19 protein-coding genes and 1 pseudogene are annotated in these 20,610 nt (G+C 73.3%); 9 read left to right on the forward strand and 11 right to left on the reverse strand.

Going from position 1 to position 20,610, the window contains the following annotated elements:
* Positions 1-1,232: HsdM family class I SAM-dependent methyltransferase (locus tag ABFY07_RS40995; protein WP_346179342.1), on the reverse strand; the 1,232-nt coding region annotated here is incomplete at its 3' end.
* A gap of 199 nt (positions 1,233-1,431) precedes the next feature.
* On the opposite strand from ABFY07_RS40995, the gene ABFY07_RS41000 reads away from it, so the two are divergent.
* The 4 genes from ABFY07_RS41000 to ABFY07_RS41015 all read left to right on the forward strand — a co-directional run bounded on the left by ABFY07_RS41000 (position 1,432) and on the right by ABFY07_RS41015 (position 5,456).
* Positions 1,432-2,139 carry a hypothetical protein gene (locus ABFY07_RS41000; protein WP_346179343.1) on the forward strand — a complete coding sequence of 236 codons (708 nt, stop codon included), beginning with the start codon at positions 1,432-1,434 and terminating at the stop codon, positions 2,137-2,139.
* Positions 2,139-2,900: a hypothetical protein gene (locus tag ABFY07_RS41005; protein ID WP_346179344.1), complete on the forward strand. Its 762-nt coding sequence runs from the start codon at positions 2,139-2,141 to the stop codon at positions 2,898-2,900. The genes ABFY07_RS41000 and ABFY07_RS41005 overlap by 1 nt, the downstream gene beginning before the upstream one ends.
* 291 nt (positions 2,901-3,191) lie before the next feature.
* Positions 3,192-4,586 carry an MBL fold metallo-hydrolase gene (locus tag ABFY07_RS41010; RefSeq protein WP_346179345.1) on the forward strand — a complete coding sequence of 465 codons (1,395 nt, stop codon included), beginning with the start codon at positions 3,192-3,194 and terminating at the stop codon, positions 4,584-4,586.
* A gap of 117 nt (positions 4,587-4,703) precedes the next feature.
* The gene (locus ABFY07_RS41015; RefSeq protein WP_346179346.1) at positions 4,704-5,456 is read left to right on the forward strand and encodes a sulfite exporter TauE/SafE family protein; all 753 of its coding nucleotides are present in this window, start codon (positions 4,704-4,706) and stop codon (positions 5,454-5,456) included.
* Positions 5,457-5,484: 28 nt separating this feature from the next.
* On the opposite strand, the gene ABFY07_RS41020 is transcribed toward ABFY07_RS41015, so the two are convergent.
* Positions 5,485-5,766, reverse strand: coding sequence for a metal-sensitive transcriptional regulator (locus ABFY07_RS41020; RefSeq protein ID WP_346179347.1), 282 nt, complete (start codon positions 5,764-5,766; stop codon positions 5,485-5,487).
* A 78-nt stretch (positions 5,767-5,844) separates the two neighbouring features.
* On the opposite strand from ABFY07_RS41020, the gene ABFY07_RS41025 reads away from it, so the two are divergent.
* Complete coding sequence (locus ABFY07_RS41025; RefSeq protein ID WP_346179348.1) at positions 5,845-6,411, forward strand: rhodanese-like domain-containing protein; 567 nt, start codon at positions 5,845-5,847, stop codon at positions 6,409-6,411.
* Positions 6,412-6,722: 311 nt separating this feature from the next.
* A complete protein-coding gene (locus tag ABFY07_RS43345) occupies positions 6,723-6,893 on the forward strand; it encodes a hypothetical protein (protein WP_428837102.1) in 171 nt (56 codons plus the stop codon).
* 37 nt (positions 6,894-6,930) lie between these two features.
* Here the strand turns inward: ABFY07_RS43345 and ABFY07_RS41035 are convergent, their stop codons facing one another.
* On the reverse strand, positions 6,931-7,713 hold the full coding sequence (locus ABFY07_RS41035) for an HNH endonuclease family protein (RefSeq protein ID WP_346179349.1): 783 nt from the start codon (positions 7,711-7,713) through the stop codon (positions 6,931-6,933).
* A 58-nt stretch (positions 7,714-7,771) separates the two neighbouring features.
* On the opposite strand from ABFY07_RS41035, the gene ABFY07_RS41040 reads away from it, so the two are divergent.
* A complete protein-coding gene (locus ABFY07_RS41040) occupies positions 7,772-9,235 on the forward strand; it encodes a DUF2079 domain-containing protein (RefSeq protein WP_346179350.1) in 1,464 nt (487 codons plus the stop codon).
* Positions 9,236-9,281: 46 nt separating this feature from the next.
* Here ABFY07_RS41040 and ABFY07_RS41045 read toward each other — a convergent pair whose 3' ends face one another.
* Together ABFY07_RS41045 and ABFY07_RS41050 are read right to left on the reverse strand one after the other, a co-directional pair.
* Positions 9,282-10,070 carry a VOC family protein gene (locus ABFY07_RS41045; RefSeq protein ID WP_346179351.1) on the reverse strand — a complete coding sequence of 263 codons (789 nt, stop codon included), beginning with the start codon at positions 10,068-10,070 and terminating at the stop codon, positions 9,282-9,284.
* A gap of 334 nt (positions 10,071-10,404) precedes the next feature.
* A complete protein-coding gene (locus ABFY07_RS41050) occupies positions 10,405-11,691 on the reverse strand; it encodes a L,D-transpeptidase (RefSeq protein ID WP_346179352.1) in 1,287 nt (428 codons plus the stop codon).
* Between the two features lie 400 nt (positions 11,692-12,091).
* Here ABFY07_RS41050 and ABFY07_RS41055 point away from each other — a divergent pair, with 400 nt between their 5' ends.
* A complete protein-coding gene (locus ABFY07_RS41055; RefSeq protein WP_346179353.1) occupies positions 12,092-12,361 on the forward strand; it encodes a hypothetical protein in 270 nt (89 codons plus the stop codon).
* A 27-nt stretch (positions 12,362-12,388) separates the two neighbouring features.
* Here the strand turns inward: ABFY07_RS41055 and hutH are convergent, their stop codons facing one another.
* The 6 genes from hutH to ABFY07_RS41085 all read right to left on the reverse strand — a co-directional run bounded on the left by hutH (position 12,389) and on the right by ABFY07_RS41085 (position 20,271).
* Entirely contained in the window at positions 12,389-13,927 is a 1,539-nt protein-coding gene (gene hutH, locus ABFY07_RS41060; protein WP_174588996.1) for a histidine ammonia-lyase, read from the reverse strand.
* Positions 13,928-14,069: 142 nt separating this feature from the next.
* A complete protein-coding gene (locus ABFY07_RS41065) occupies positions 14,070-15,269 on the reverse strand; it encodes a GGDEF domain-containing protein (RefSeq protein WP_346179357.1) in 1,200 nt (399 codons plus the stop codon).
* 136 nt (positions 15,270-15,405) lie between these two features.
* Complete coding sequence (locus ABFY07_RS41070; protein WP_346179354.1) at positions 15,406-16,245, reverse strand: enoyl-CoA hydratase/isomerase family protein; 840 nt, start codon at positions 16,243-16,245, stop codon at positions 15,406-15,408.
* A 51-nt stretch (positions 16,246-16,296) separates the two neighbouring features.
* Positions 16,297-17,817 (reverse strand): cytochrome P450 family protein, encoded by a 1,521-nt coding sequence (locus ABFY07_RS41075; RefSeq protein WP_346179355.1) that lies wholly within the window; start codon positions 17,815-17,817, stop codon positions 16,297-16,299.
* Between the two features lie 219 nt (positions 17,818-18,036).
* Positions 18,037-19,182 (reverse strand): adenylate/guanylate cyclase domain-containing protein, encoded by a 1,146-nt coding sequence (locus tag ABFY07_RS41080; protein ID WP_065960483.1) that lies wholly within the window; start codon positions 19,180-19,182, stop codon positions 18,037-18,039.
* Between the two features lie 201 nt (positions 19,183-19,383).
* Entirely contained in the window at positions 19,384-20,271 is an 888-nt protein-coding gene (locus ABFY07_RS41085) for a biotin--[acetyl-CoA-carboxylase] ligase (protein WP_346179356.1), read from the reverse strand.
* A gap of 173 nt (positions 20,272-20,444) precedes the next feature.
* Between ABFY07_RS41085 and ABFY07_RS41090 the strand changes: the two are divergent.
* Positions 20,445-20,610, forward strand: a pseudogene (locus ABFY07_RS41090) (methylmalonyl-CoA carboxyltransferase); the annotation flags it as partial.

Consider the following 20,610-nt stretch of genomic DNA (forward strand, 5'->3'; position numbering starts at 1 on the left):
GCCGCCGAGGCCGCGGCCGCGGCGGCGTCCACGAGCAGCAACCGGGGGGCAGCGGGCTGCCCGGCGCCCGGGCGGCGCAGCACCCACAGGTGCAGCGGGATGCCGTACGGCGGGGCGGCGCCGGCGGGCAGCGCGACCACGGCCCGCAGCGCGCCGCGCCGCAGCAGGTCGGCGCGGATGCGGCGGCCGGAGCGGCGGGAGGCCACTGCCGGGGGCATGACCAGGACGGCCGTGCCGCCGTCGCGGACGTGCGCGAGGGCGTGCTGGACCCAGGCCAGCTCGGATTCGGTGCGGGCCGGGAAGCCGTACTCCCAGCGGGGGTCGTAGGCGAGCTCGTCGTGGCCCCAGTTGCGCTCGTTGAACGGCGGGTGGCTCACCACCGCGTCGGCGGTGAGCTGCGGCAGGGCGTCCGCGCGCAGGCTGTCGCCGCCGTGCACCCGCACCCGGGCGCCCTGCGCGTCGTGGGCCAGGGCCAGCCGGAGCGCGGTGAGCGCGGCCAGCTCGCGGTCCAGCTCCTGGGCGTACAGGGTGGCGGCGGCCGGGACGGCGCTCAGCAGCCCGCCGGTGCCCGAGGCGGGATCCAGGACGGTGGGGGCGGGGCCGGTGGCCGGAGCGGGCTCCTCCGCCCCGCCCGCCACGCCCGCCAGGGCGGCCATCAGCTCGGCGAGTTCGGGCGGGGTGACGGTGTACTGCCGCGGGTTGGCGTCGAGGTGGCGTCCGATGAGGAACTCGTACGCCTCGCGCGGGCTCGACTCGGCGGCCAGCTCGGCGGCCTGGCGCAGCAGCGGTACGAAGGGCCGCAGCCCGGCCGGGTCGGCGACGGGCACGGGGTGGTCCTCGCCGAGCCGGGCGGTCAGCACCGTGGTCAGCGAGGGCGGCAGCAGCTCGGCCAGCCCCGGGTCGGGGGCCTCGCTCAACTGGCGCCAGTGGGCGGGCCGGTCCCGCACCAGCAGGAGGACGGCGCCGACGTGGCCGAGGGCGGCGGCGGCCCCGGCCGGATGCCCGGCGAGCTGCTGCCAGACGCGCTCGCGCAGCGGCACCTCGGCGAGCTTGCCCTGGGCGCGCAGCCATTGCTCGACCTCGCCGAGGGCGAAGGTGGGGCTGGTCTCGGTGCCGCCGACCGGCTTGGGGAAGTTGGGGTGGCGGCGGCGCCAGTTGCTGACGGCGGCGCGGCCGACCCCGGCCAGCCGGGCGATCCCGGCGGCGGTCACCTCTGCTGCGTTGTCGGGCACCTGGCTGACTCCGTCCCGTGTGCGGTTGTGGCGTCGAGCATACCGATAGCGATCTTCAAAGAGACCGGTTCACATTGTGAATCGTACCCCCGAGCAGACTCTTGTTGACTCGGTTCACAGACTCTGTTCTTATTGACCCATCGGTTCACGGAGTCCGAGTCCGGCTCCGGGATGACGCGCCAGAAGGGGTGGCTGTCGCATGTCTCAGCAGCAGAAGCAGAACTGGTTTGCCCGGCACAAGGTCCTCACGGGCGCCGGGGCGCTCGTCGTGGTGATCGCCATCGGCGGCGCCATGGCGGGAGGGGGCGGAGACGACGGGAAGGACAAGGACAAGGGCACCGCGGCCCAGGCCGCGTCCGGCGGCGGCGCCAAGTCCGACGCCGCGAAGGACAAGCCCAAGGCCGAGCCCGCCATCGGCGGCGACGGCACCTTCCAGGTCGGCTCCGACATCAAGCCCGGCACCTACAGATCCACGGACAACACCGACGGCATGTGCTACTGGGAGCGGGCCAAGGACTCCAGCGGCGAGACCGACGCGATCATCGCCAACGACAACGTCATGGGCAACGCCTATGTGACCATCAAGGCGAGCGACAAGATCTTCAAGTCGAACGACTGCCACGACTGGGAAGCGGTACCGGCCAAGGCCTCCGGCACCCCCGGGTCCGAGGCGTCCGGGGACGGCGGCATGTACCGGATCGGCGTCGATCTCGCCCCCGGTACGTACAAGTCGACTGGCAACGCCAATGACGCGACCTGCTACTGGGAACGCAGCAAGGACGCCCTGCACGGCATCGACTCGATCATCGCCAACGAGAACGTCTCCGGGAACGGCGTCGTGACGATCGCCGCCGGCGACGGATACTTCAAGACCAACGGCTGCAAGAACTGGAAGAAGACGAGCTGATGCGCTCCACCACGACCCTGGCGGCGCTGTGCGCCGTGACCGCGCTGGCCCTGACCGCCTGCGGCACCGACGGCGACAAGAGCGACGACGCGGGCAAGTCCGGGCAGAAGACCTCGGCGTCCGCCGCCCCCGGCTCCGGACTGGAGAAGCTGTCCGGCCCGGAGATCGCCGACAAGGCGATGAAGGCGATGAAGTCCGCCAAGTCCCTCACCACGGACCTCAAGGGCACGGTCGACGGCGGCCCCATGACGTACCACCTGTCCTCGGACAGCAAGGGCGAGTGCGCGGGCAGGCTGACCATGGGCAGCGACGGCGGCGTCGAGCTGATCAAGACCGGCGACATGGTCTACATGAAGTTCGACCGCGCCTTCTGGAAGTCGCAGGGCGGCAAGGACGGCGCCGCCGCGGCCGACATGATCGGCGACCGCTGGACCAAGTCCAAGGCCACCGGCGCCGACGCCAAGGACTTCGCCACCTTCTGCGACTCCGACACCATGCTGGCGGGCTTCCAGGACGGCCCCAGCGCCGCACGCAAGGGCAAGACCACCACGGTCGACGGCAAGCCCGCGATCACCCTCACCGAGACCGAGGGCAAGGAGACGTACACCGCCTACATAGCCACCGAGGGCAAGCCGTACCTGCTGAAGCTGGTCACCAAGGGCGGCAAGGAGCCCGGCACGGTGAAGTTCAGCGACTTCGACAAGCCGGTGGACGCCAAGGCCCCGACCGGCGACGTGGTCGACCTCGACAGCCTCGGCTGACGGCCCCGGCCGACCCGACACCCCCCTGCCCGCCCGGCACCACTGCCCGCCCGGCACCACTGCCCGCGCGCCGCGCCCCGTACCCCGGGGCCCGGCGCGCGGGCAGTGCCATGTCCGGGCAGCCGCGAGCGGTACCCGCGCCCCCGCCCGCGGATACCCGCGGTGCAGCGGGGTACCCCGCGGGTCGAGGGCCCAGCCCCTCGTCGGAATACCCCCGGGGGTACTCCTGTTAGGGTGGGCAACAGATACCCCCCGGGGTACATCGCTCGCCGCTCAAGAGGAGTCGCAGTCGTGTTCTTCGTCGACACCCTGGAAATCGAGGGCCTGGGCAACCACAGCCACCTGGCCGGCGGGACCCGATCCGCGGTGGTGGTGGACCCGCCCCGCGACATCGAACAGGTCATCGCCGCGGCGGCACGGCGGGGCGTGCGCATCGTCCTCGTCGCCGAGACCCACCTGCACAACGACTACGTCACCGGCGGTCTGGAGCTGGCCCGCGTGACCGGGGCCCGCTACCTGGTGCCCACCGGGGCGTCGGTCGCCTTCGCCCGCACCCCGGTCGCCGACGGCGACCGGTTCCCGGTGGACGAGCACCTGGTGCTGCGCGCGATCGCCACCCCCGGCCACACCCCGCACCACACCTCCTACGTACTGGAGGAGGACGGCCGGGCCGTGGCGGCGTTCACCGGCGGATCGCTGCTGATCGGCGCCGTGGGCCGGCCGGACCTGGTCGAGCCGCGGCTGACCGAGCGACTGGCCCGCGCCCAGCACGCCTCGGCCCGCCGACTGGCCGACGAACTGGACGACGAGGTGCCGGTGCTGCCCACCCACGGGTTCGGCAGTTTCTGCTCCTCCGCGCAGACGGAGAGGAACGCGACCACCATCGGCCAGGAGCGCCGGACCAACGGCGCGCTGACCCAGGACGTGGACACCTTCGTCGCCGAGCTGCTCGCCGCGCTGGACGACGTGCCCGCCTACTACGCGCACATGGGCCCGGCCAACGCCGCGGGCCCCGCGCCGGTCGACCTCACCCCGCCCCGGCCCGCCGACGCCGAGGAGATCGCCGCCCGCCTGGCCGCCGGGGAGTGGGTGGTGGATCTGCGCGGCCGGGTCGCCTTCGCCCGGGGGCATGTGGCCGGATCGTTCAACTTCGAGGGCGACGGCAAGCTCGCCACCTACCTGGCCTGGCTGATCCCGTGGGGCAAGCCGGTCACCCTGCTGGCCGAGACGCCCGAGCAGATAGCCGACGCGCAGCGGGAGCTGGCCCGGGTCGGCATCGACCGCCCGGCCGCGGCCGCCACCGGCGAGGCGGCCGGCTGGGTCCGCGCGGGCGAACAGCTCGCCTCCTTCCCGCGCGCCCGCTTCGCCGACCTCGCCGCGGTGCGCGAGCGCGGCGAGCGAGTGGTGGTGCTGGACGTACGGCGCGATGCCGAGCGTGCGGGCGGGTTCGTCGACGGCTCGGTCCACATCCCGGTCCACGAGCTGCCCGGCCGCATCGGCGAGGTGCCGGACGGGGTGGTGTGGGTGCACTGCGCCGGTGGCATGCGCGCGGCGATCGCCGCGTCCCTGCTGGACGCCGCCGGCCGTGACGTGGTCGCCGTAGACGACGGCTTCGACGCCGCCACCACGGCGGGCCTGACCCTCCCCCGGCCCGACGGCACGGACCGCACGACTGGCACGGAGTGACCGGACGATGTTCCCGCTACCTCGCCGTGGCCCTGCCCGCCCCATCCCGCGGCAGGCCCACCGGCCGACCCGCATCCTCGTCGCCCGCGGCGGCGGCGGCGCCGACGGCGGCACGGCGTGACCGCGCTGATCCTGGCCCTGGTCGCCGGTGCCGTGGTCGGGCTCGCGCTCGGCGCGCTCGGCGGGGGCGGCAGCGTCCTGGCCGTGCCCGCGCTGATCTACCTGCTCGGCTTCACCGCGGCGGCGGCCACCACCGCGAGCCTGGTCATCGTCACCGCCACCTCGCTGACCGCCCTGTACACCCACGCCCGCACCGGCACCGTGCGCTGGAAGGCGGGAGCGCTGTTCGCCGCGGCCGGACTCGTGCCCGCCGCCGCGGCGGGCGCAGCGTCGGCGCGCCTGCCGCAAGCCCTCCTGACCGCCGCCTTCGCCGCCATCGCGGCCCTGGCCGCGGTACGGATGCTCCGCCCCGCCCGCCCAGCGGCCGGCCCCGGGCAGCACCCGGCACGCCCGGGCCGGGTGGCGGCGACCGGCGCGGGACTGGGAGCGCTGACCGGTCTGCTCGGCGTCGGCGGGGGCTTCCTCGCCGTCCCCGCCCTGGTCACCGTGGTCGCGTTCGAGATGCAGGCCGCCGTCGGCACCAGCCTGCTGGTCATCTCGGTGAACTCGCTCGCCTCGCTGGCCACCCGCGGCGCCACCACGGCAGGCGTCGACTGGGCGCTGATCGTCCCCTTCACCGGGACCGCGATCCTCGGCGCCTGGGACGGCAAGCGCCTGGCCGCCAAGGTCACCGGCTCCCGGTTGCGGCGCACGTTCGCGGTCCTGCTGCTGGCCGTGGCCGCCTTCATGCTCGCCGACGCCCTCACCTGAGCCGAGCGGTGGTGCGCGACGCGGCCGCTCAGGCCAGCGACAGGAACAGCTTCTCCAGCCGGGCGCGCAGCTGCTCCCGCTCCTGGGGGGCGGCCATGTCCGCGTCGGTCAGGCAGTGCTGGAGACCGGTGGCGATGATCGCGAAGCCGGCCTTGTCCAGGGCCCGGGAGGCGGCCGCCAGCTGCGTGACCACCTCCTCGCAGGGCCGCCCCTCCTCGATCATGTTGATCACACCGCCAATCTGACCCTGCGCCCGGCGCAGCCGGTTGACCACCGTCTTCAGTTCCTCGGCCGCCATCGCCAGATCCACAGCCCACACTCCTTCACGAATACCCCCTTGGGTATCCTATCGAAGGGGTAACCCATGAAGAGCAAAGGAAAGTCCCCCGTGTCACGCACCACCTCCCTCACCGCCGCCCAGGCCCACGCCCGCCTCGCCGAGCTGACCGTCATCGACGTGCGCACCCCGGGCGAATACGCCTCAGGCCATCTGCCCGGCGCCCACAACATCCCCCTGGACCACCTCGACGCGGCCCGGCCCGCCCTGAAGAGCGCGGCCGGCCGCGGCGACCTCCTCCTCGTGTGCGCCTCCGGTAACCGCTCCGCCCAGGCCCGTGAGCGCCTGGCCGAACACGGCATCGCCGCCGCCGACCTCACCGGCGGCACCACCGCCTGGATACAGCTCGGCCACGAGGTCCAGCGCCCGGCCGGCGCCCGCGCCGTCTGGGCGATGGAGCGCCAGGTCCGCTTCGCCGCCGGCTCCCTCGTCCTGACCGGCCTGCTCCTCGGCCGACGCCGGCCCCGGGCCCGCCTGCTGGCGGCGGGCGTCGCCGGCGGGCTGGTCTTCTCCGCCCTCACCGACACCTGCGGCATGGCCAAGGTCCTCGCCAAGCTCCCGCACAACCGGCCGAAGGCCACCGACCTCGACGCCACCCTCGACGCCCTGACCCGCTGACACCCGCCGGGCCGGGTGGAGTGTCAGTCGAGTGATTCCCCTGGCAGACCTGGATCCCCTGGTAGATGGGGGTTCGACCAAGAGAACCGGCCCGCGAGAGGCTCTGGGTGCGGGCCCCTCCCAGCCCCCGCAGCCGGCCGAATCGGCCCCTGTCACCTGCTTCACCCGTCACAGACGGCAGGGGCCGACCGCCGTCTTCGACGTCACGAAACGTCCGGCGCCGCCTCGAAGCTGTACTCGTAGCCGACAACCAACCGGTAGGGCAGGCACCACTCGCCGTATTCGATCACGCCCTCGTCATCCCACAGGCGATGAGCGCCCGCGAGGATGGGCGAGCCGATGCGCAGGCCGAGGAAGTTCGCCTCTCGCGCGTCGGCGTCGCGGCCGTGGACGTCGTCACGGCCCGCTTGGATCCGGCGCCCGGTGGCCTGCTGGAATCACGACCCCGCCGACCCGCCCGCTTCTCGATCATCCCAGGGTGATCGAGAGGGCGGGCGGTCCCCAGCGGCCATAAAGCCGTCACCCGCCGCACTGCCGCCGCATCATCGCCTTGTCCGCCGTCGTCACCGGGAGGGCGTACTTGAGGGACACCTGGGCGAAGCGGACCGCGTACGCGCACCTGACCGGCTTGCTGGGCGGCAGCCACGACGCGGGGCCCGAGTCTCCCTTGGCCGAATTGGCCCGGCCCTCCACCGGGATCAGATTGAGCACGTCGTTCGCGAGCTGTTCGCGCTTGCTCTTCGGCCAGCGGGAGGAGCCCATCTGCCAGCTGTACGACAGCGGCACCACATGGTCGATCTGCACCTGCGCGGCCCTCTGCTTGCGCCACTCGATGGTCTTGCCGGTATACGGGTCGTGCAGCGTCATCGAGACGACCACGCAGTCGGATCCGGACCGGAAACGCAGCCGTCGGCCGTCGCGCTTCAGAAGGTCGTTGCGGGTGTCGCAGCCGTTGCGCGCGAGCGGTACCCCGTCGGCCGTGTCCATCCAGGCGTAGCCGAACTCGTCCCGCTCGTAGCCGGTCCTCGGGCCCCGGCCCTTGGTGAGCAGCTGGTCGATGAGCCTTTGGGCCGCGGCCTTGTCGGCGTCGGTGGTCACGGGCGCCAGCCCCGGCTTCGTACCGTCCGGGTTCTTCAGCGGGCTGACCGCCCGCCCGTCCGGCGCCGCGCCGCTGTGGCCGCCGTCGGCCCGCCCGCCGCCGTCGTGTCCGTCGCCGTCGGCCCCGCCGCCGGCCGAACATCCGGAGACCAACGCCAGCACGGCGAGCCCCGGAATCAGAACCTGCCCAAACCGTCCCTGCAACGCCCCGGCCTCCTTCGCGTATCTTTTCGCACAGACGCCCACACGATAAGGACCCTGGATGGACACGGCCGCCGCAGTCCCGCCCGGCACCACCGCCGAGGGGGCGACCGCCGCCACCTTGGACCACGAGCAGGCAGGTACCCGTCAACCCGCGGCGCGTCACCCGCGGCTCGACCCCTACTGGCTGGCCGCCGGGTTCTTCGTGGCCTTCGCCGCCGTATCGGTGTGCCGCTACCGGCGGATGGCGACCATGTCCTGGGACCTGGGCATCTTCGAGCAGGCGATACGCTCCTACGCCCACTTCCAGACCCCCGTCGCCGACCTCAAGGGCCCCGGATTCAACATCCTGGGCGACCACTTCAGCCCGGTCACCGCCCTGCTCGCGCCCTTCTACCGGGTCTTCCCCACCCCCGTCACCCTGCTCGTCGCCCAGGCCGCCCTCTTCGCCCTCTCCACCATCCCGGTCACCCGCGTCGCGGCGCGCCTGCTGGGGCGGGGCCGGGGGCTGGCGATCGGGGTCGCGTACGGGCTCTCCTGGGGGGTCCAGCGGGCCGTCGACTTCGACTTCCACGAGATCGCCTTCGCGATGCCGCTGCTCGCCTTCTCCCTGGAGGCGGTCATCCTGCGGCGCTGGTACGCGGCGATGCTGTGGGCCGCCCCGCTGGTCTTCGTCAAGGAGGACATGGGGGCCACGGTGGCCGCGATCGGCGCCGTGATCGTGATCCGCACCTGGCAGGAGCGGCCGCCGCGGATCGTCCCGCTCGCGGTCGGGCTCGTCGCCTTCGGCGTGCTGGCCTGCGCCCTCGCGCTCGGAGTGATCATCCCGAGCTTCAACGGCTCCGGCTCGTACGACTACTGGAACAAGGTCGGCAGCGGCGGCGAGCAGACCGGGACCATCCCCTTCGAGACCGCGGTGCGCACCCTGCTGTGGGTGCTGCTGCCCACCAGCGGGCTGCTCGCGCTGCGCTCCCCGCTGCTGCTGGCCGCCGTGCCCACCCTCGGCTGGCGCTTCGTCTCCCACGACGACCACTACTGGGGCACGGACTGGCACTACAGCGCGGTGCTGATGCCGATCGTCGCGCTCGCCCTCGTCGACGCCGTGGACCGCACCCGCGACAGCCACCGCCCCTGGCTCGCCTCGTACGCCCGGCAGCTGCCCGCCCTGGTCGCCGGCGCGGCGCTGGCCCTCACCGCCTCGCTGCCGCTGGAGAACCTGACCGACCCGGGCTACTACGAGAAGCCCAAGGAGGTCACCGCCGTCGAGCGGCTGCTGGACCGGATCCCCGACGGGGCGTCGGTCGAGGCCAACGTGGGGCCGATAAGCCGGCTCACCAACCGCTGCCGGGTCCTGTGGGTCGGCGGCACGCGCGGTGTCGTGCCGGACTACATAGCCCTGCAGGAGTACGACCGCACGCCCGATCAGCTCGTCGAGTACGCCAAGCAGCTCCACCCGGACGCGCGCTACGCGTATCTCGGCTCCAGCGGGGGCTACTTCGTGCTCAAGCGGGTCCACGGGGGCTGAACCCCCGCGGGGGGAACCGGACTCGGGACCGGGTTCGGGATCGGCGTCAGGCCGTCATCGGCTCGGGGGCGATCAGCGCGAACGCGGCCCCTTGCGGGTCCTGGACCACGGCCATCCGGCCCGCCACCATGTCGAAGGGCTCCCGGCACACCGTCCCGCCGGCCGAGTTCACCTTCGCCACGGTCCCATCGGTGTCCGCGACCGCGAAGTAGACCAGCCAGTGAGAGCCCGCGTCGGGCGGGGCGCCTTCGCCCAGCGGCCGCATCCCGCCCACCGGGCGGCCCTCCACCGACAGCGAGAAGTAGTCCTCCGCGCCCTCCATCGGGGCGGCGACAAGGCCCAGCGCGGCCTCGTAGAAGGCGGCGGCGGCCTCGGGGTCGGTGGTGTTGAGTTCGTTCCAGATCAGGGCGCCGGGCTCGTTGACGAGGCCCGCGCCGGGGAAGTCCCTCGGCTCCCAGACGCCGAAGACGGCCCCGGTCGGGTCGGCGGCCACCAGCATCCGCCCCAGATTCATGACCTCCACGGCGGGGGTGAACACGGTGCCCCCGTTGCGCGTGACCGCCTGCAGCGTGGCGTCGGCGTCCGAGGTGGAGAAGTAGCTGGTCCACACGGGCGGCGGCGGGGGCTGGTCGCCCATCGCCTCGGCCGACATGATGCCGGCCACCGGCTTGCCCTGCAGGGTGCACAGCGCGTACCCGCCGGTCTCGGGCGGGCCGGGGCGGCCCTCCCAGCCGAAGACCTGGGCGTAGAAGTCGAGGGCGGCCGCCTGGTCGGAGGCCACCACATCGATCCAGCAGGGGGTACCGGGCTGGTAGGGCTCGGTGACTTCGGGCATCGGCGCCTCCCGGTCGGGCCCCGGCCGCCGCGGCGGCCGGACGGACACATCCCCTCGGCCCATTGTCCCGGGGCGCGGCGCCGCCGCCACTCGGCACCGCCGCCCGGGCCATCCGCGCGCCCTTCTCACCGCGCCCTTCCCGCCCCGTCCTCTTCGCCCCCTCCTCCTCACCGCATCCCTACCGGCCTCGCACCGTCTTGAGAAACGGCCGTCACAGGCGTGCGGCAGGACCTGCGGCGCTGACGCCGGACGAGAGCGGGCCGAGAAAGCCGACGGGCGGCGGCCGACCCGTGAAAGGCCGACCGCCGCCCGGGGCGGGAGTCCTAAGGGTGCGTCAGGCGCCGGTGGCGCTGCCGGCGACCCACTGGCTCCAGCTCATGTTCCAACCGTTCAGGCCGTTGTCCGGCGAGACGGTCCTGTCGTGCGAGTTCTTCACGATCACGACGTCACCGATCTGGGACTGGTTGTAGAACCAGGCGCCGTCGGTGCCCGGGTCGTTCGCGCCCTTGGTGTCCGACAGGCCCACGCAGCCGTGGCTGGTGTTGACGCTGCCGAAGATGGACTTGGCGCCCCAGTAGTTGCCGTGGATGAAGGTGCCCGAGGTGGTCAGGCGCATGGCGTGCGGCACGTCCTTGATGTCGTACTCGCCCTTGCCGTCGCTGTCCGTGAAGCCGACCGTGGCGCCGTTCATCCGGGTCTCCTTGAACTTCTCGGAGATCACCATCTGACCGTTGTAGGTCGTGTTCTGCGGGCTGCCGGCCGAGATCTTAATGGTCTTGAGCAGCTTGCCGTCACGCACGACCTTCATGGTCTTGGCCTCGGCGTCGACCGTGGAGACCTGGGAGCGGCCGATCTTGAAGGAGACGGTCTTCTCCTGAACGCCCTTCACGCCGGGCGAGCCCTCGACGCCGTCGAGGTCCAGCTTCAGGGTGACGGTCGAGTTGGCCTTCCAGTACTCCTTCGGCCGGAAGTCCAGGCGCTGGTTGCCGAACCAGTGGCCGACGACCTGCTGACCGCTGCTCGAATTGACCGTGATGTGCGACTGGACGGCCTTCTTGTCGCTGATCGCCTTGTCGAAGTTGATCGACACGGGCATGCCGACGCCGACCGTCGAGCCGCTCTCCGGCGTGAAGTTCCCGATGAAGCTGTTGGCCGGCGAGACGGTGGTGAACGACGAGTTCTCGGTGGCCTTGCGCCCGTCGGAGTCCACGGCCGTGGCGGTGATCTTGTACTGGGTGGACCGCTCCAGCTGCCCGTTCGGCTTCCAGGACTTCTTGTCGGCCGATATGGTGCCGGGGACGGTGGTGCCCGTCGCGGCCGCGGTCATCGTCACGTCCTTGAGCGTGCCGCCGGACACCGTGACCTTGGTGTCACTGTTGATGCCCGCGTTGGTCGCTCCGGCCTTGGGCGAGATCTTGATGTGGGCCTGCGACGCGTCCTTGGCGGCCGCCTCGTCCACCTGGGACTGCGACTTGCCGCCGCCGTCGTTCTTGTCCCCGTCGCTGCCGCCCTTGTCGTCCCCTCCGCACGCCGAGAGAGTCAGTACTCCACAGAGCACGGCGGCCGCGGCCGCCACCAGCCCTTTACGGCGCTTGCCGTCCGTCATCACACGCTTCTCCATTGATCTGGACCCCAGAAACCCCGGACCTGTTCGACAAGAACGCCTGTACCTTTTGGTCGGTTCCTCGCACAGTAAAACTGTGCGCGATGCCACTTAGCAAAGGCGCCGGTCAAGCCCGTGGCCCGACCGGGGTACCCGGCACCCGTGCGGCTCAGTCGTCCCTGTCCCCTCTTATCCTCCAGGACGCCGAGGCCCGGATCTCCGTTCCACTTCGGCGCGTCGGGGTCGCGAACCTCCGAAGGTTGCCGGGACCAACCCACCCCAAAGCGGCACAAAGCATGTCGTCTCAGGACTGCCCATATGACGGAGGGTATGCCTCCGGACGACCTCGCTTCCGCGCGACCCGCAGTTGTCACTACGATCGGACGCACGGGGCCAATTGACCGCAGCCTCAAGGAGGATGCCGTTGTCCGCACGCCGACCGCTGCTGACCGCCGCTGCCGCCGGCTCGCTGCTGTGCGCCCTGTGGTTCGTCCCGTCCGCGAACGCCACCGTCGAGCGGGACGGTCGGGCGCCCGCCGGACAGACGAGCGCCCAGCCGTCCTCCGGTGAGAACCTGGCCGACACGGGCAGCGTGGACGTCACCCCGTACCTGGTCGGCGGCACCGCCTTCCTCGGGCTCGGCGTCGCGATGGTGACCGCCTCCGTACGCCGACGGGCGCCCTTTTAAGGGCTCGGTTCGCCGCCGGCCCCCTACTCAGGCCAGGGGGCCGGTCACCTCTTCGACCGCCTCGGTCAGCTTTCCCGACCGTACGAACGCGTCCGCCGCCGCCAGGTCCGGTGCCAGGTAGCGGTCCTCGCCCGGGCCCTCGACGCCCGCCCGGCGCACCGCCGCCAGCACCGCGCGGCTCGCGGGGGCCGGCGTCAGCCCCTCCCGCAGCTCGATCGCGCGGGTGGCCGCGACCAGCTCCACCGCCAGCACACGGGTCAGGTTGTCCACCGCCGTCCGCAGCTTGCGCGCGGCCGACCAGCCCATCGAGACGTGGTCCTCCTGCATCGCCGAGGACGGGATGGAGTCGACGGAGGCCGGCTGCGCCAGCCGCTTCATCTCGCTCACCAGGGCCGCCTGGGTGTACTGCGCGATCATCAGACCCGAGTCCACGCCCGCGTCGCCCGCCAGGAACGGCGGCAGGCCGTGCGAGCGGTTCTTGTCCAGCAGCCGGTCGGTGCGGCGCTCGGCGATCGAGGCGAGGTCGGCCGCGGCGACCGCCAGGAAGTCCAGGACGTACGCGACGGGCGCCCCGTGGAAGTTGCCGTTGGACTCCACCCGGCCGTCGGGCAGCACCACCGGGTTGTCCACGGCGGAGGCCAGCTCGCGCTCGGCGACCAGCCGGGCGTGTGCGAGGGTGTCCCGGCCCGCGCCGGCGACCTGGGGCGCGCAGCGGACCGAGTAGGCGTCCTGGACCCGCGGCGCGTCGTCCTGGTGGTGGCCGGTGAGGCCGGACCCGGCGAGCACCCGCAGCATGTTGTCCGCGCTCGCCGCCTGGCCCGGGTGCGGCCGTATGGCGTGCAGCTCGGGCGCCAGCACCCGGTCGGTGCCCAGCAGCGCCTCCAGCGACAGCGCGGCCGTCACATCGGCGACGGTGAACAGCCGGCCCAGATCCGCGCAGGCCATGATCAGCATGCCCAGCATCCCGTCCGTGCCGTTGAGCAGCGCGAGCCCTTCCTTCTCGCGCAGCTCGACCGGCTCGATGCCGTGCTCGGCCAGCAGCTCGCCGGCCGGGCGCAGCGTGCCGTCCGGGCCCTCGGCCTCGCCCTCGCCCATCAGCGCCAGCGCGCAGTGGGACAGCGGGGCGAGGTCCCCGGAACAGCCGAGCGAGCCGTACTCGTGCACCACGGGCGTGATGCCCGCGTTGAGGACGGCGGCCATGGTCTCCACGACCACCGGGCGGACGCCGGTGCGGCCCGAGGCGAGCGTCTTCAGGCGCAGGAACATCAGCGCGCGCACCACCTCGCGCTCGACCCGCGGCCCCATGCCGGCGGCGTGCGAGCGCACGATGTTGCGCTGGAGCTGGACGCGCAGGTCCGGGCTGATGTGGCGGACGGCGAGCGCGCCGAAGCCGGTGGAGACGCCGTAGACGGGTTCGGGCTTGGCGGCGAGGTCGTCGATGACCCGGCGGGAGGCGGCGACGGCCGCCAGGGCCTCCTCGGACAGCTCGACCCGCGCGCCGTCGCGCGCGACGGCGATCACCTCGGCCGCGGTCGTGCCGGAGGTGCCCAGCACCACAGAATGCATATCCATATTCAGGCACCCTAGATACTGAATCTCTGTCTGTCACCTGGCCCGTGTACGACCGGCCCCTGGCCCCTCCGGGGCGCGACCACCGGAGAGACGGCCCGTACAGCCGGCCCCTGGAGACGGCCCCTGGAGACGGCCCCTACAGACGGCCCCGGAAGGTGCGGCGCTCGGGTGCCCGGTGCGCGGGGGTGTCGGCCAGCCGCACCACCGGGTCCTCCGGGCCGCCCTCCCGCCCCGCCACCACCGGCTTCGCCGAGCGGGCGGCCTTCGCCCGGTACTGGGCGGCGTCCGCCAGCCGGAACAGCCGCCGGGCGCTGTTCACCGGGCCGATCGGGTCGCCGGTGGAGGCGACCCCGCAGGCGACCCCCTCGCCCAGCTCCAGCTCGGCGGCCCTGCGGCACAGCTCGTCGGCCACCCGCACCACCTCGTCCGCCGACGGCCCGACCTCCACCAGGCAGAACTCGTCGCCCCCCAGCCGGGCCGCCAGCGCCCCCGGCAGCATGGCGCCGCACAGCGAGAGCACCGAGCCGAACCGTTCCAGCAGCCGGTCGCCCACGGCGTGCCCCAGCGTGTCGTTGACCTGCTTGAGCCCATTGAGGTCGCACATCACCAGGCTCACCACCACCCCGTCCCGGCGGTGCTCCTCCAGCGCCTCGTCCAGCCGTATGTCCACCGCCCGGCGGTTGCCGAGCCCGGTCAGCGGGTCGGTGAAGGCCAGTCTGCGGGCCTCCTCGAGCCGCTCGGTCTGCGCGATGCCGGCGGCGGTCACCGCGGCCAGTACGGTCGCGAAGTCCGCGTCGGCCCGGCCGAACACCGGATCCCCGGCCCGCCGCGCCACGTACAGCTCGCCCCACGCCCGCCCGTGCAGCACGATCGGCGCGACCACACAGCTGCCCCGCCCGCGCCGCCGCAGCGCCGCCACCCGCCCGGGGCTGATGCCGCGCAGCGCCGTCCGGGGACCTTCCCCGCCGCCCGGGCTCAGCTCCAGGCCCAGGCCGAGGTCCGCGCCCCGGTCCGGGTCCGGGTCCGGGGCCAGGCCGGGGCCCGGGCCGTCCTCGCCCGGCCAGGCGGCGACCTCCACCCAGGCGTGCGGCTCCCCGCCCCGGGCCCACTGCTCGTGCAGGAACTCGGTGATCTCGGGGAACTCGTGCACCGGATAGAACTCGGCGTCGGGGAACTCCTCCTCGCCCTCGCCCAGTTCCCCGTTGTTGACCAGCACCCGCAGCCGCCCCAGCTCGCGCTCCCACACCGAGACCGCCGCGAAGCTCCCGCCGAGCGCGGTGCGCGCGGCCGCCGCCGCGGAGCGCACCGCCTCGCGCGGGGTGTGCGCGGCCGCCATCGCCTGCGCCAGTCCCACCACGGCCTTCAGCCGCGCATCACCCTCGCCCGTCACCACGCCTCGCATTCCCCTGCCGCACACACCGCACAGTCCAGCGTAGGAATGTTCGGCGAATTCCGCCTTGTCCCGTCCCGGGTTATTCGCCGGGCCAGTTCGGTGTGCGCTTTTCGTTGAAGGCCGCCACGCCCTCCGCCCGGTCCCCGGAGAAGGCCACCGACCGCCAGGCCGCGTCCTCGACTTCAAGGCCTGCCCGCAGATCAAGTCCGTAACCGACCCGAAGCGCCCGCTTGGCCGCGCGCAGCCCGACCGGCGAGTTCGCGGCGATGCTCCGGGCCAGCGCCAGCGCCTCGGCGCGGTCCTCCCCGTCGGCCACCAGCCGGTCGACGAGGCCCAGCTCACGGGCCTCCGCGGCGGGCACCCGCCGCGCCGTGAAGATCAGCTCGGCGGCCCGCGCGGCCCCCACCCGGCGCGGCAGCAGCTGGGTGCCGCCCCCGCCCGGGATCACCCCGACCGAGACCTCGGGCAGCCCGACCACCGCCGTGCCGTCCGCGACGATCAGATCGCAGGACAGGGCCAGCTCGAAGCCGCCCCCCAGCGCGAAGCCGTGCACCGCGGCCACCGTCGGCATCGGCAGCTCCAGCACCCCGGTGTAGGCGGCGCGCGCCAGCGGACGCTGCCGCCCCAGCTCGGCGTCGCTCAGGGAGTTCCGCTCCTTCAGGTCGGCCCCGACGCAGAAGGCCCGCTCGTGCGTCGAGGACAGCACCACGGCCCGTACGGAGCCGTCCCCGGCCAGCGCGGCGCACGCCTGGGCGATGCTCCGCGCCATGTCCGAGGAGACGGCGTTCATGGCCTTCGGCCGGTCCAGCACCAGCTCGGCCACGAACCCGTCCCGCCGGACCGCGACCCACTCGCCGTAGCGCTGCTCACTCACACGACCCTCCCGGTTAACGAGCGTGAACACGTCGGGACGGATCATCGCAGCCCGCGCCGCCCCCGGCCAGTGGGGCCGGGGACGGCGCGGCCCGGATCACTTGCGCGAGCGCCGCCACCTGGCCAGGAAGCCCAGCACGCCGGACGGCTTCGGCTTGCCCGCGTCCGCGGCCCCGCCGCCGGGCTCGGCCTCGGCCGCGCCCTCCGCCCCCGGCACGGCCGGCAGGCCCGGCGGAGCGGGCGGGGCGGGCGGGAACTCCGGGGACGCCGGGACCGCCGGAGCGGCCGGGGCCGGGGCCGCTGAGGCGGGGGCCGTCGGGGCCTCCTGCTCGGCGGCCCACTCCGCGGCCTTGGAGGACTCCCCGACGGAGGCGAACCGCACCGGGAGCGCGGTCAGCCCGCGCTGGTACAGCCCCGGGCGCCACGCCAGCTGCTCCGCGGCGACGGCGAGTTCGATGTCCGGGAGCCGGTCCAGCAGCTTCTCGATGGCCGCGGCCGCGATCAGCCGCGCCTGGCTGCGGCCGGAGCAGGTGTGCTGCCCGGCGCTGAAGGCCAGATGGGCCCGGTTCCCCTGCTTGTGGTGCGAGGAGTGCAGGGCGTCCTGGTTGCCCCCGGCGAAGCTGATCACCACGGGCTCGCCCGCGCGCAGCCGGATCCCGCTGAGCGTGACGTCCCGCAGCGGGAAGTGGACCGCCAGATTGGCCAGCGGCGGTTCGGTCCACAACACCTCGTCCAGCGCGTCCTCGACGAGCATGCCGCCGCCCGCCAGGTCCCCCGCGAAGCGCTCGTCGGTCAGCAGCACCCGCAGGGCGTTGCTGATGAGGCTGGACACCGGCTCGCTGCCCATGCCCATCAGCAGCAGCAGCTGCTCGACCAGCTCCTCGGTGTCCAGCCGCGCCGGGTGGGCGATCAGCCAGGAGGTGACGTCGGCCCCCGGCTCGGTCCGCTTGAGCTCGATCAGGTCCCGCAGCGTCGCGTCCACGGCCTGGGCCGCGGCCATCGGGTCCTGCCCGTCCAGCAGCTGCGCCATGCCCCCGAACAGCCGGTCCGCGATGTCCTTCGGGCAGCCGAACAGCTCGCCGACGACCAGCATCGTGACCAGCTGGCAGTACTCGGGTATCAGATCGGCCTCGCCCGCCGCGGCGAACTGGTCGATCAGCGAGTCGGCCATGCGCTCCACATAGCCGCGCAGCGCCCCCAGGTCGATCCGGCTCATGCTGTCGTCGATGGCGCCGCGCAGCCGCTGGTGCGCCTCCCCGTCCACCCAGCCGGCCTGGGCCCGGGGCCTGATCAGCTGAGCGGAGTGGGTGGCCTCGGGGACCCGGCCCTCGTTCATCGCCCGCCAGTTCCGCGGATCCTTGGAGAACATCTCGGGACGCCGCAGGATCTCCAGGGCCGTCTCGTACCCGACGCACAGCACGGCCGTGACGCCCGGGTCCAGTTCCACGGGCGCGAGCGGGCCGTGGGTCTCGCGCAGCCGTTGGTAGACGGCGTACGGGTCCCGGGTGAACTCGGGTCCGTAGAGCGGCTCTGCTCCGGTGGTGCCGCCGGCGTGCGCCGGGCAGCCCGGCGGGGGCACGGCAGCGGGCCGGGCGACCGATTCGTAAGACTGGGTCACAGTGCTCCTGGCTTCTGTCGTCGGTACGGGGCCGACAGGTGGTGCGAGGGCATCGAGTCCGGGGCTCGCCGGGATTCGCCAAGATCCACCCGCGGATCGCGCAGGTAGGCTAGCGCGATCCGGCGTCCGTCAACCGCCCCTTCAACGAAGACGCACAAGACGGGCGCAACCACGCCGTCCCATCCCCCATCGCCCCCCCACCGCCGCACCAGCGTCGCCTCAGCCGCGCCGGGTGAGCAGCCAGGGCTCCACGACGCCCAGCCCACGGACCGGCCGCTGCCAGGTGGGCTGGAGCGCGAAGCGGTACGAAGGCGGCTCCTCGCCCTCCTTCTCCGCCGCGGCCGCCTCCTCGGCGGCCTGCGCCTCCGACACCGGGGCGGCCCGCAGCCGCCCCAGCTCCTCCGCGAAGGCCCCGTCCACCAGGACCGCGTTCTTCGGGGCTATGGAGGTCAGCCGGCTGGCCAGGTTCACCGTCGTGCCGAAGACATCGCCCATCCGGGTCGTGACGGTCCCGAACGCCATCCCGACCCGCAGCTCGGGCATCGTCTCGTCGTGGGTCAGCGTCTCGATCAGCCGCAGCCCGATCTCGGCGGCGATGCTCGCGTCGTCGGCCGCGTACAGCACCTCGTCGCCCAGGGTCTTGATCAGCCGCCCGCCGTGCGCGGCCACCAGGTCGGCGGCGGTCGTCTCGAACGCCTCGACCAGCTCGCCCAGCTCCTCCTCCTCCAGCCGCCTGGTCAGCCGGGTGAAGCTCACCAAGTCGGCGAAGCCGACCGCCAGCCTGCGGTCCACCATCTCCGCGTCGTCCGCCGTCTGCACCACGCGGCCCGTCGCGGCCGCGAGCTGCCGCCGGTAGACGTAGACCAGGAACTCCTCCAGCTCCGGGAGCAGCAGCTCGACCAGCGGGTAGGCGATCTCGGTCCGGGTCATGCCGGTCTCGTGCGGCTCGGTGAGCCCCTCCAGGAAGGAGTCGATCTGCCAGTCGGCCAGCCGCGCCGTGGTCTGTCCCGTGGACCGCGCCACCTGGATGGCCATCGGCTCGCTCAGCAGCCCCGCCTCCACCAGGCCGGCCAGCCGCCGCAGGGCCAGCACGTCCGCCTCCGTGAGCGCCTTGGCCTGGCCGATGTCGGCGAAGCCCATGGCCCGCCAGAAGCGGGTGGCCAGCTCCACGGACACCCCGGCGCTGCGGGCCGCCTGGAACGGGGTGTACTGCCGCTCCGCCCCGAGGATCAGCTGCTCGAGCCGGAGCGAGAGGGGGTCCAGTTCGGTCTCGCCGGCGCCGGCGCCGGCCGCGAACTCGTCGGCGGCCGCGTCCCGGGCCCCGGCCTCCTCAGCCGCGCCGGAATCCCTGTCGTCGGCGGTCACCGCCGGCCCCCTGTCCGATCCCTGCGCACTGCCCTTCCGTTCCCTCTTCCGGTTCGGTTTCCGGCCCACGGCCGTCCCGAGCTGGACGGACCGCCACAACGATACGTCAGGTGTGCCCTAGCTCACTCTCCACGGGAAAGCTGGGAAAACTCTTTGCCCGCAGCCGTAAAAAATCTTGGGAAACCCCCTCCCGACCGGCGCCTATGACGCCGGGCGCAGATGCACGATGTCCCCCGCGGAGACCGGCTCCTGCACGCCGCCCTCCGTGGCGAGCACCAGCCGCCCGTCGCCGTCGACCGCGACCGCCTCCCCCACGCGCTCCCCGCCGCCCGGCAGCTCGGCGCGCACCCTACGGCCCAGGGTCGCGCACCCGGCCGCGTACGTCTCCTGGAGCCCGCACGGCCCGGGGTCGCCCTCGAAGCGGCGCCACTCCCCGTACCACTCCTCGATCGACCGCAGCACCGCGCGCAGCAGCGGGTCGCGGTCGGTGTGGGCGGCGCCCGCGAGCGCCAGCGACCCGGCGGTGGGCACGGGCAGCTCCTCGGCGCGCAGCGAAACGTTCAGGCCGACGCCGACGACCACCGCGTCCCCGGTCCGCTCGGCCAGGATCCCGCCGAACTTCCGCTCCTGCCCGTCGACCGTCACCAGCAGGTCGTTCGGCCACTTCAGCGCGGTGTCCACGCCCGCGGTCCGGGACAGCGCCCCGGCGGTGGCGACCCCGGCGAGCAGCGGCAGCCACCCCCACCGCTCGGCCGGCACCCCGGCGGCGCCGGGCCGCAGCAGCACCGAGAAGAACAGCCCGGAGCGAGGCGGGGCGGTCCAGGCGCGGTCCAGCCGGCCGCGCCCGGCGGTCTGCTCCTCCGCGATGAGCACCACGCCCTCGGGGGCCCCGGCGGTCGCCCGGGCGACCAGATCGGTGTTGGTCGAGCCGGTCGCCAGCACCACGTCCAGCTCCGTCCACAGCCCGCCGGGGCGCACCAGGGCGCGCCGCAGCGCGGTGGCGACCAGCGGGGGTCGTTCCAGGTCGGACCAGCGGCCGCCCGGGCCATTCGGGGTTCCCGGGCTCCCCGGGGTGTCAGAAGGCGCCATAGGGGCCAGCCTAGGGTCAGGAGGTGTGGCCAACGACGCAGTGCCCCCAGACAGTCGCGCCGATACGCTACGTGCCGGTAGCCCAGCCGGCGCACATTCCCGATCACGCCCGGCAAGCCCCCGCTTCCGGGCCCGATTCCCAGCCCCCGAGGACGAGCAGGAGCCGCATCCCGATGTCCGAGCCTGAGATCTCCTCCGAGATTCCCAATCGTCACACCACCGCGGGGAAGCTCGCGGACCTTCAGCGCCGCATCGACGAGGCCACCCACGCGGGGTCGGCGCGAGCGGTGGAGAAGCAGCACGCCAAGGGCAAGCTGACCGCGCGCGAGCGCATCGGCC

The organism is Streptomyces sparsogenes subsp. cuspidosporus (assembly GCF_039532705.1).
Classification (GTDB): domain Bacteria; phylum Actinomycetota; class Actinomycetes; order Streptomycetales; family Streptomycetaceae; genus Streptomyces; species Streptomyces sparsogenes.

Bases quoted from the DNA above. Each gene is read 5' to 3' on its own strand.
- ABFY07_RS41000 (WP_346179343.1), top strand. From the start codon at position 1,432: ATGTCTCAGCAGCAGAAGCAGAACTGGTTTGCCCGGCACAAGGTCCTC.
- ABFY07_RS41005 (WP_346179344.1), top strand. From the start codon at position 2,139: ATGCGCTCCACCACGACCCTGGCGGCGCTGTGCGCCGTGACCGCGCTG.
- ABFY07_RS43345 (WP_428837102.1), top strand. From the start codon at position 6,723: ATGAGCGCCCGCGAGGATGGGCGAGCCGATGCGCAGGCCGAGGAAGTT.
- ABFY07_RS41040 (WP_346179350.1), top strand. From the start codon at position 7,772: ATGGACACGGCCGCCGCAGTCCCGCCCGGCACCACCGCCGAGGGGGCG.
- ABFY07_RS41045 (WP_346179351.1), bottom strand. From the start codon at position 10,070: ATGCCCGAAGTCACCGAGCCCTACCAGCCCGGTACCCCCTGCTGGATC.
- ABFY07_RS41050 (WP_346179352.1), bottom strand. From the start codon at position 11,691: ATGGAGAAGCGTGTGATGACGGACGGCAAGCGCCGTAAAGGGCTGGTG.
- ABFY07_RS41055 (WP_346179353.1), top strand. From the start codon at position 12,092: ATGCCGTTGTCCGCACGCCGACCGCTGCTGACCGCCGCTGCCGCCGGC.
- hutH (WP_174588996.1), bottom strand. From the start codon at position 13,927: ATGCATTCTGTGGTGCTGGGCACCTCCGGCACGACCGCGGCCGAGGTG.
- ABFY07_RS41065 (WP_346179357.1), bottom strand. From the start codon at position 15,269: ATGGCGGCCGCGCACACCCCGCGCGAGGCGGTGCGCTCCGCGGCGGCG.
- ABFY07_RS41070 (WP_346179354.1), bottom strand. From the start codon at position 16,245: ATGATCCGTCCCGACGTGTTCACGCTCGTTAACCGGGAGGGTCGTGTG.
- ABFY07_RS41085 (WP_346179356.1), bottom strand. From the start codon at position 20,271: ATGGCGCCTTCTGACACCCCGGGGAGCCCGGGAACCCCGAATGGCCCG.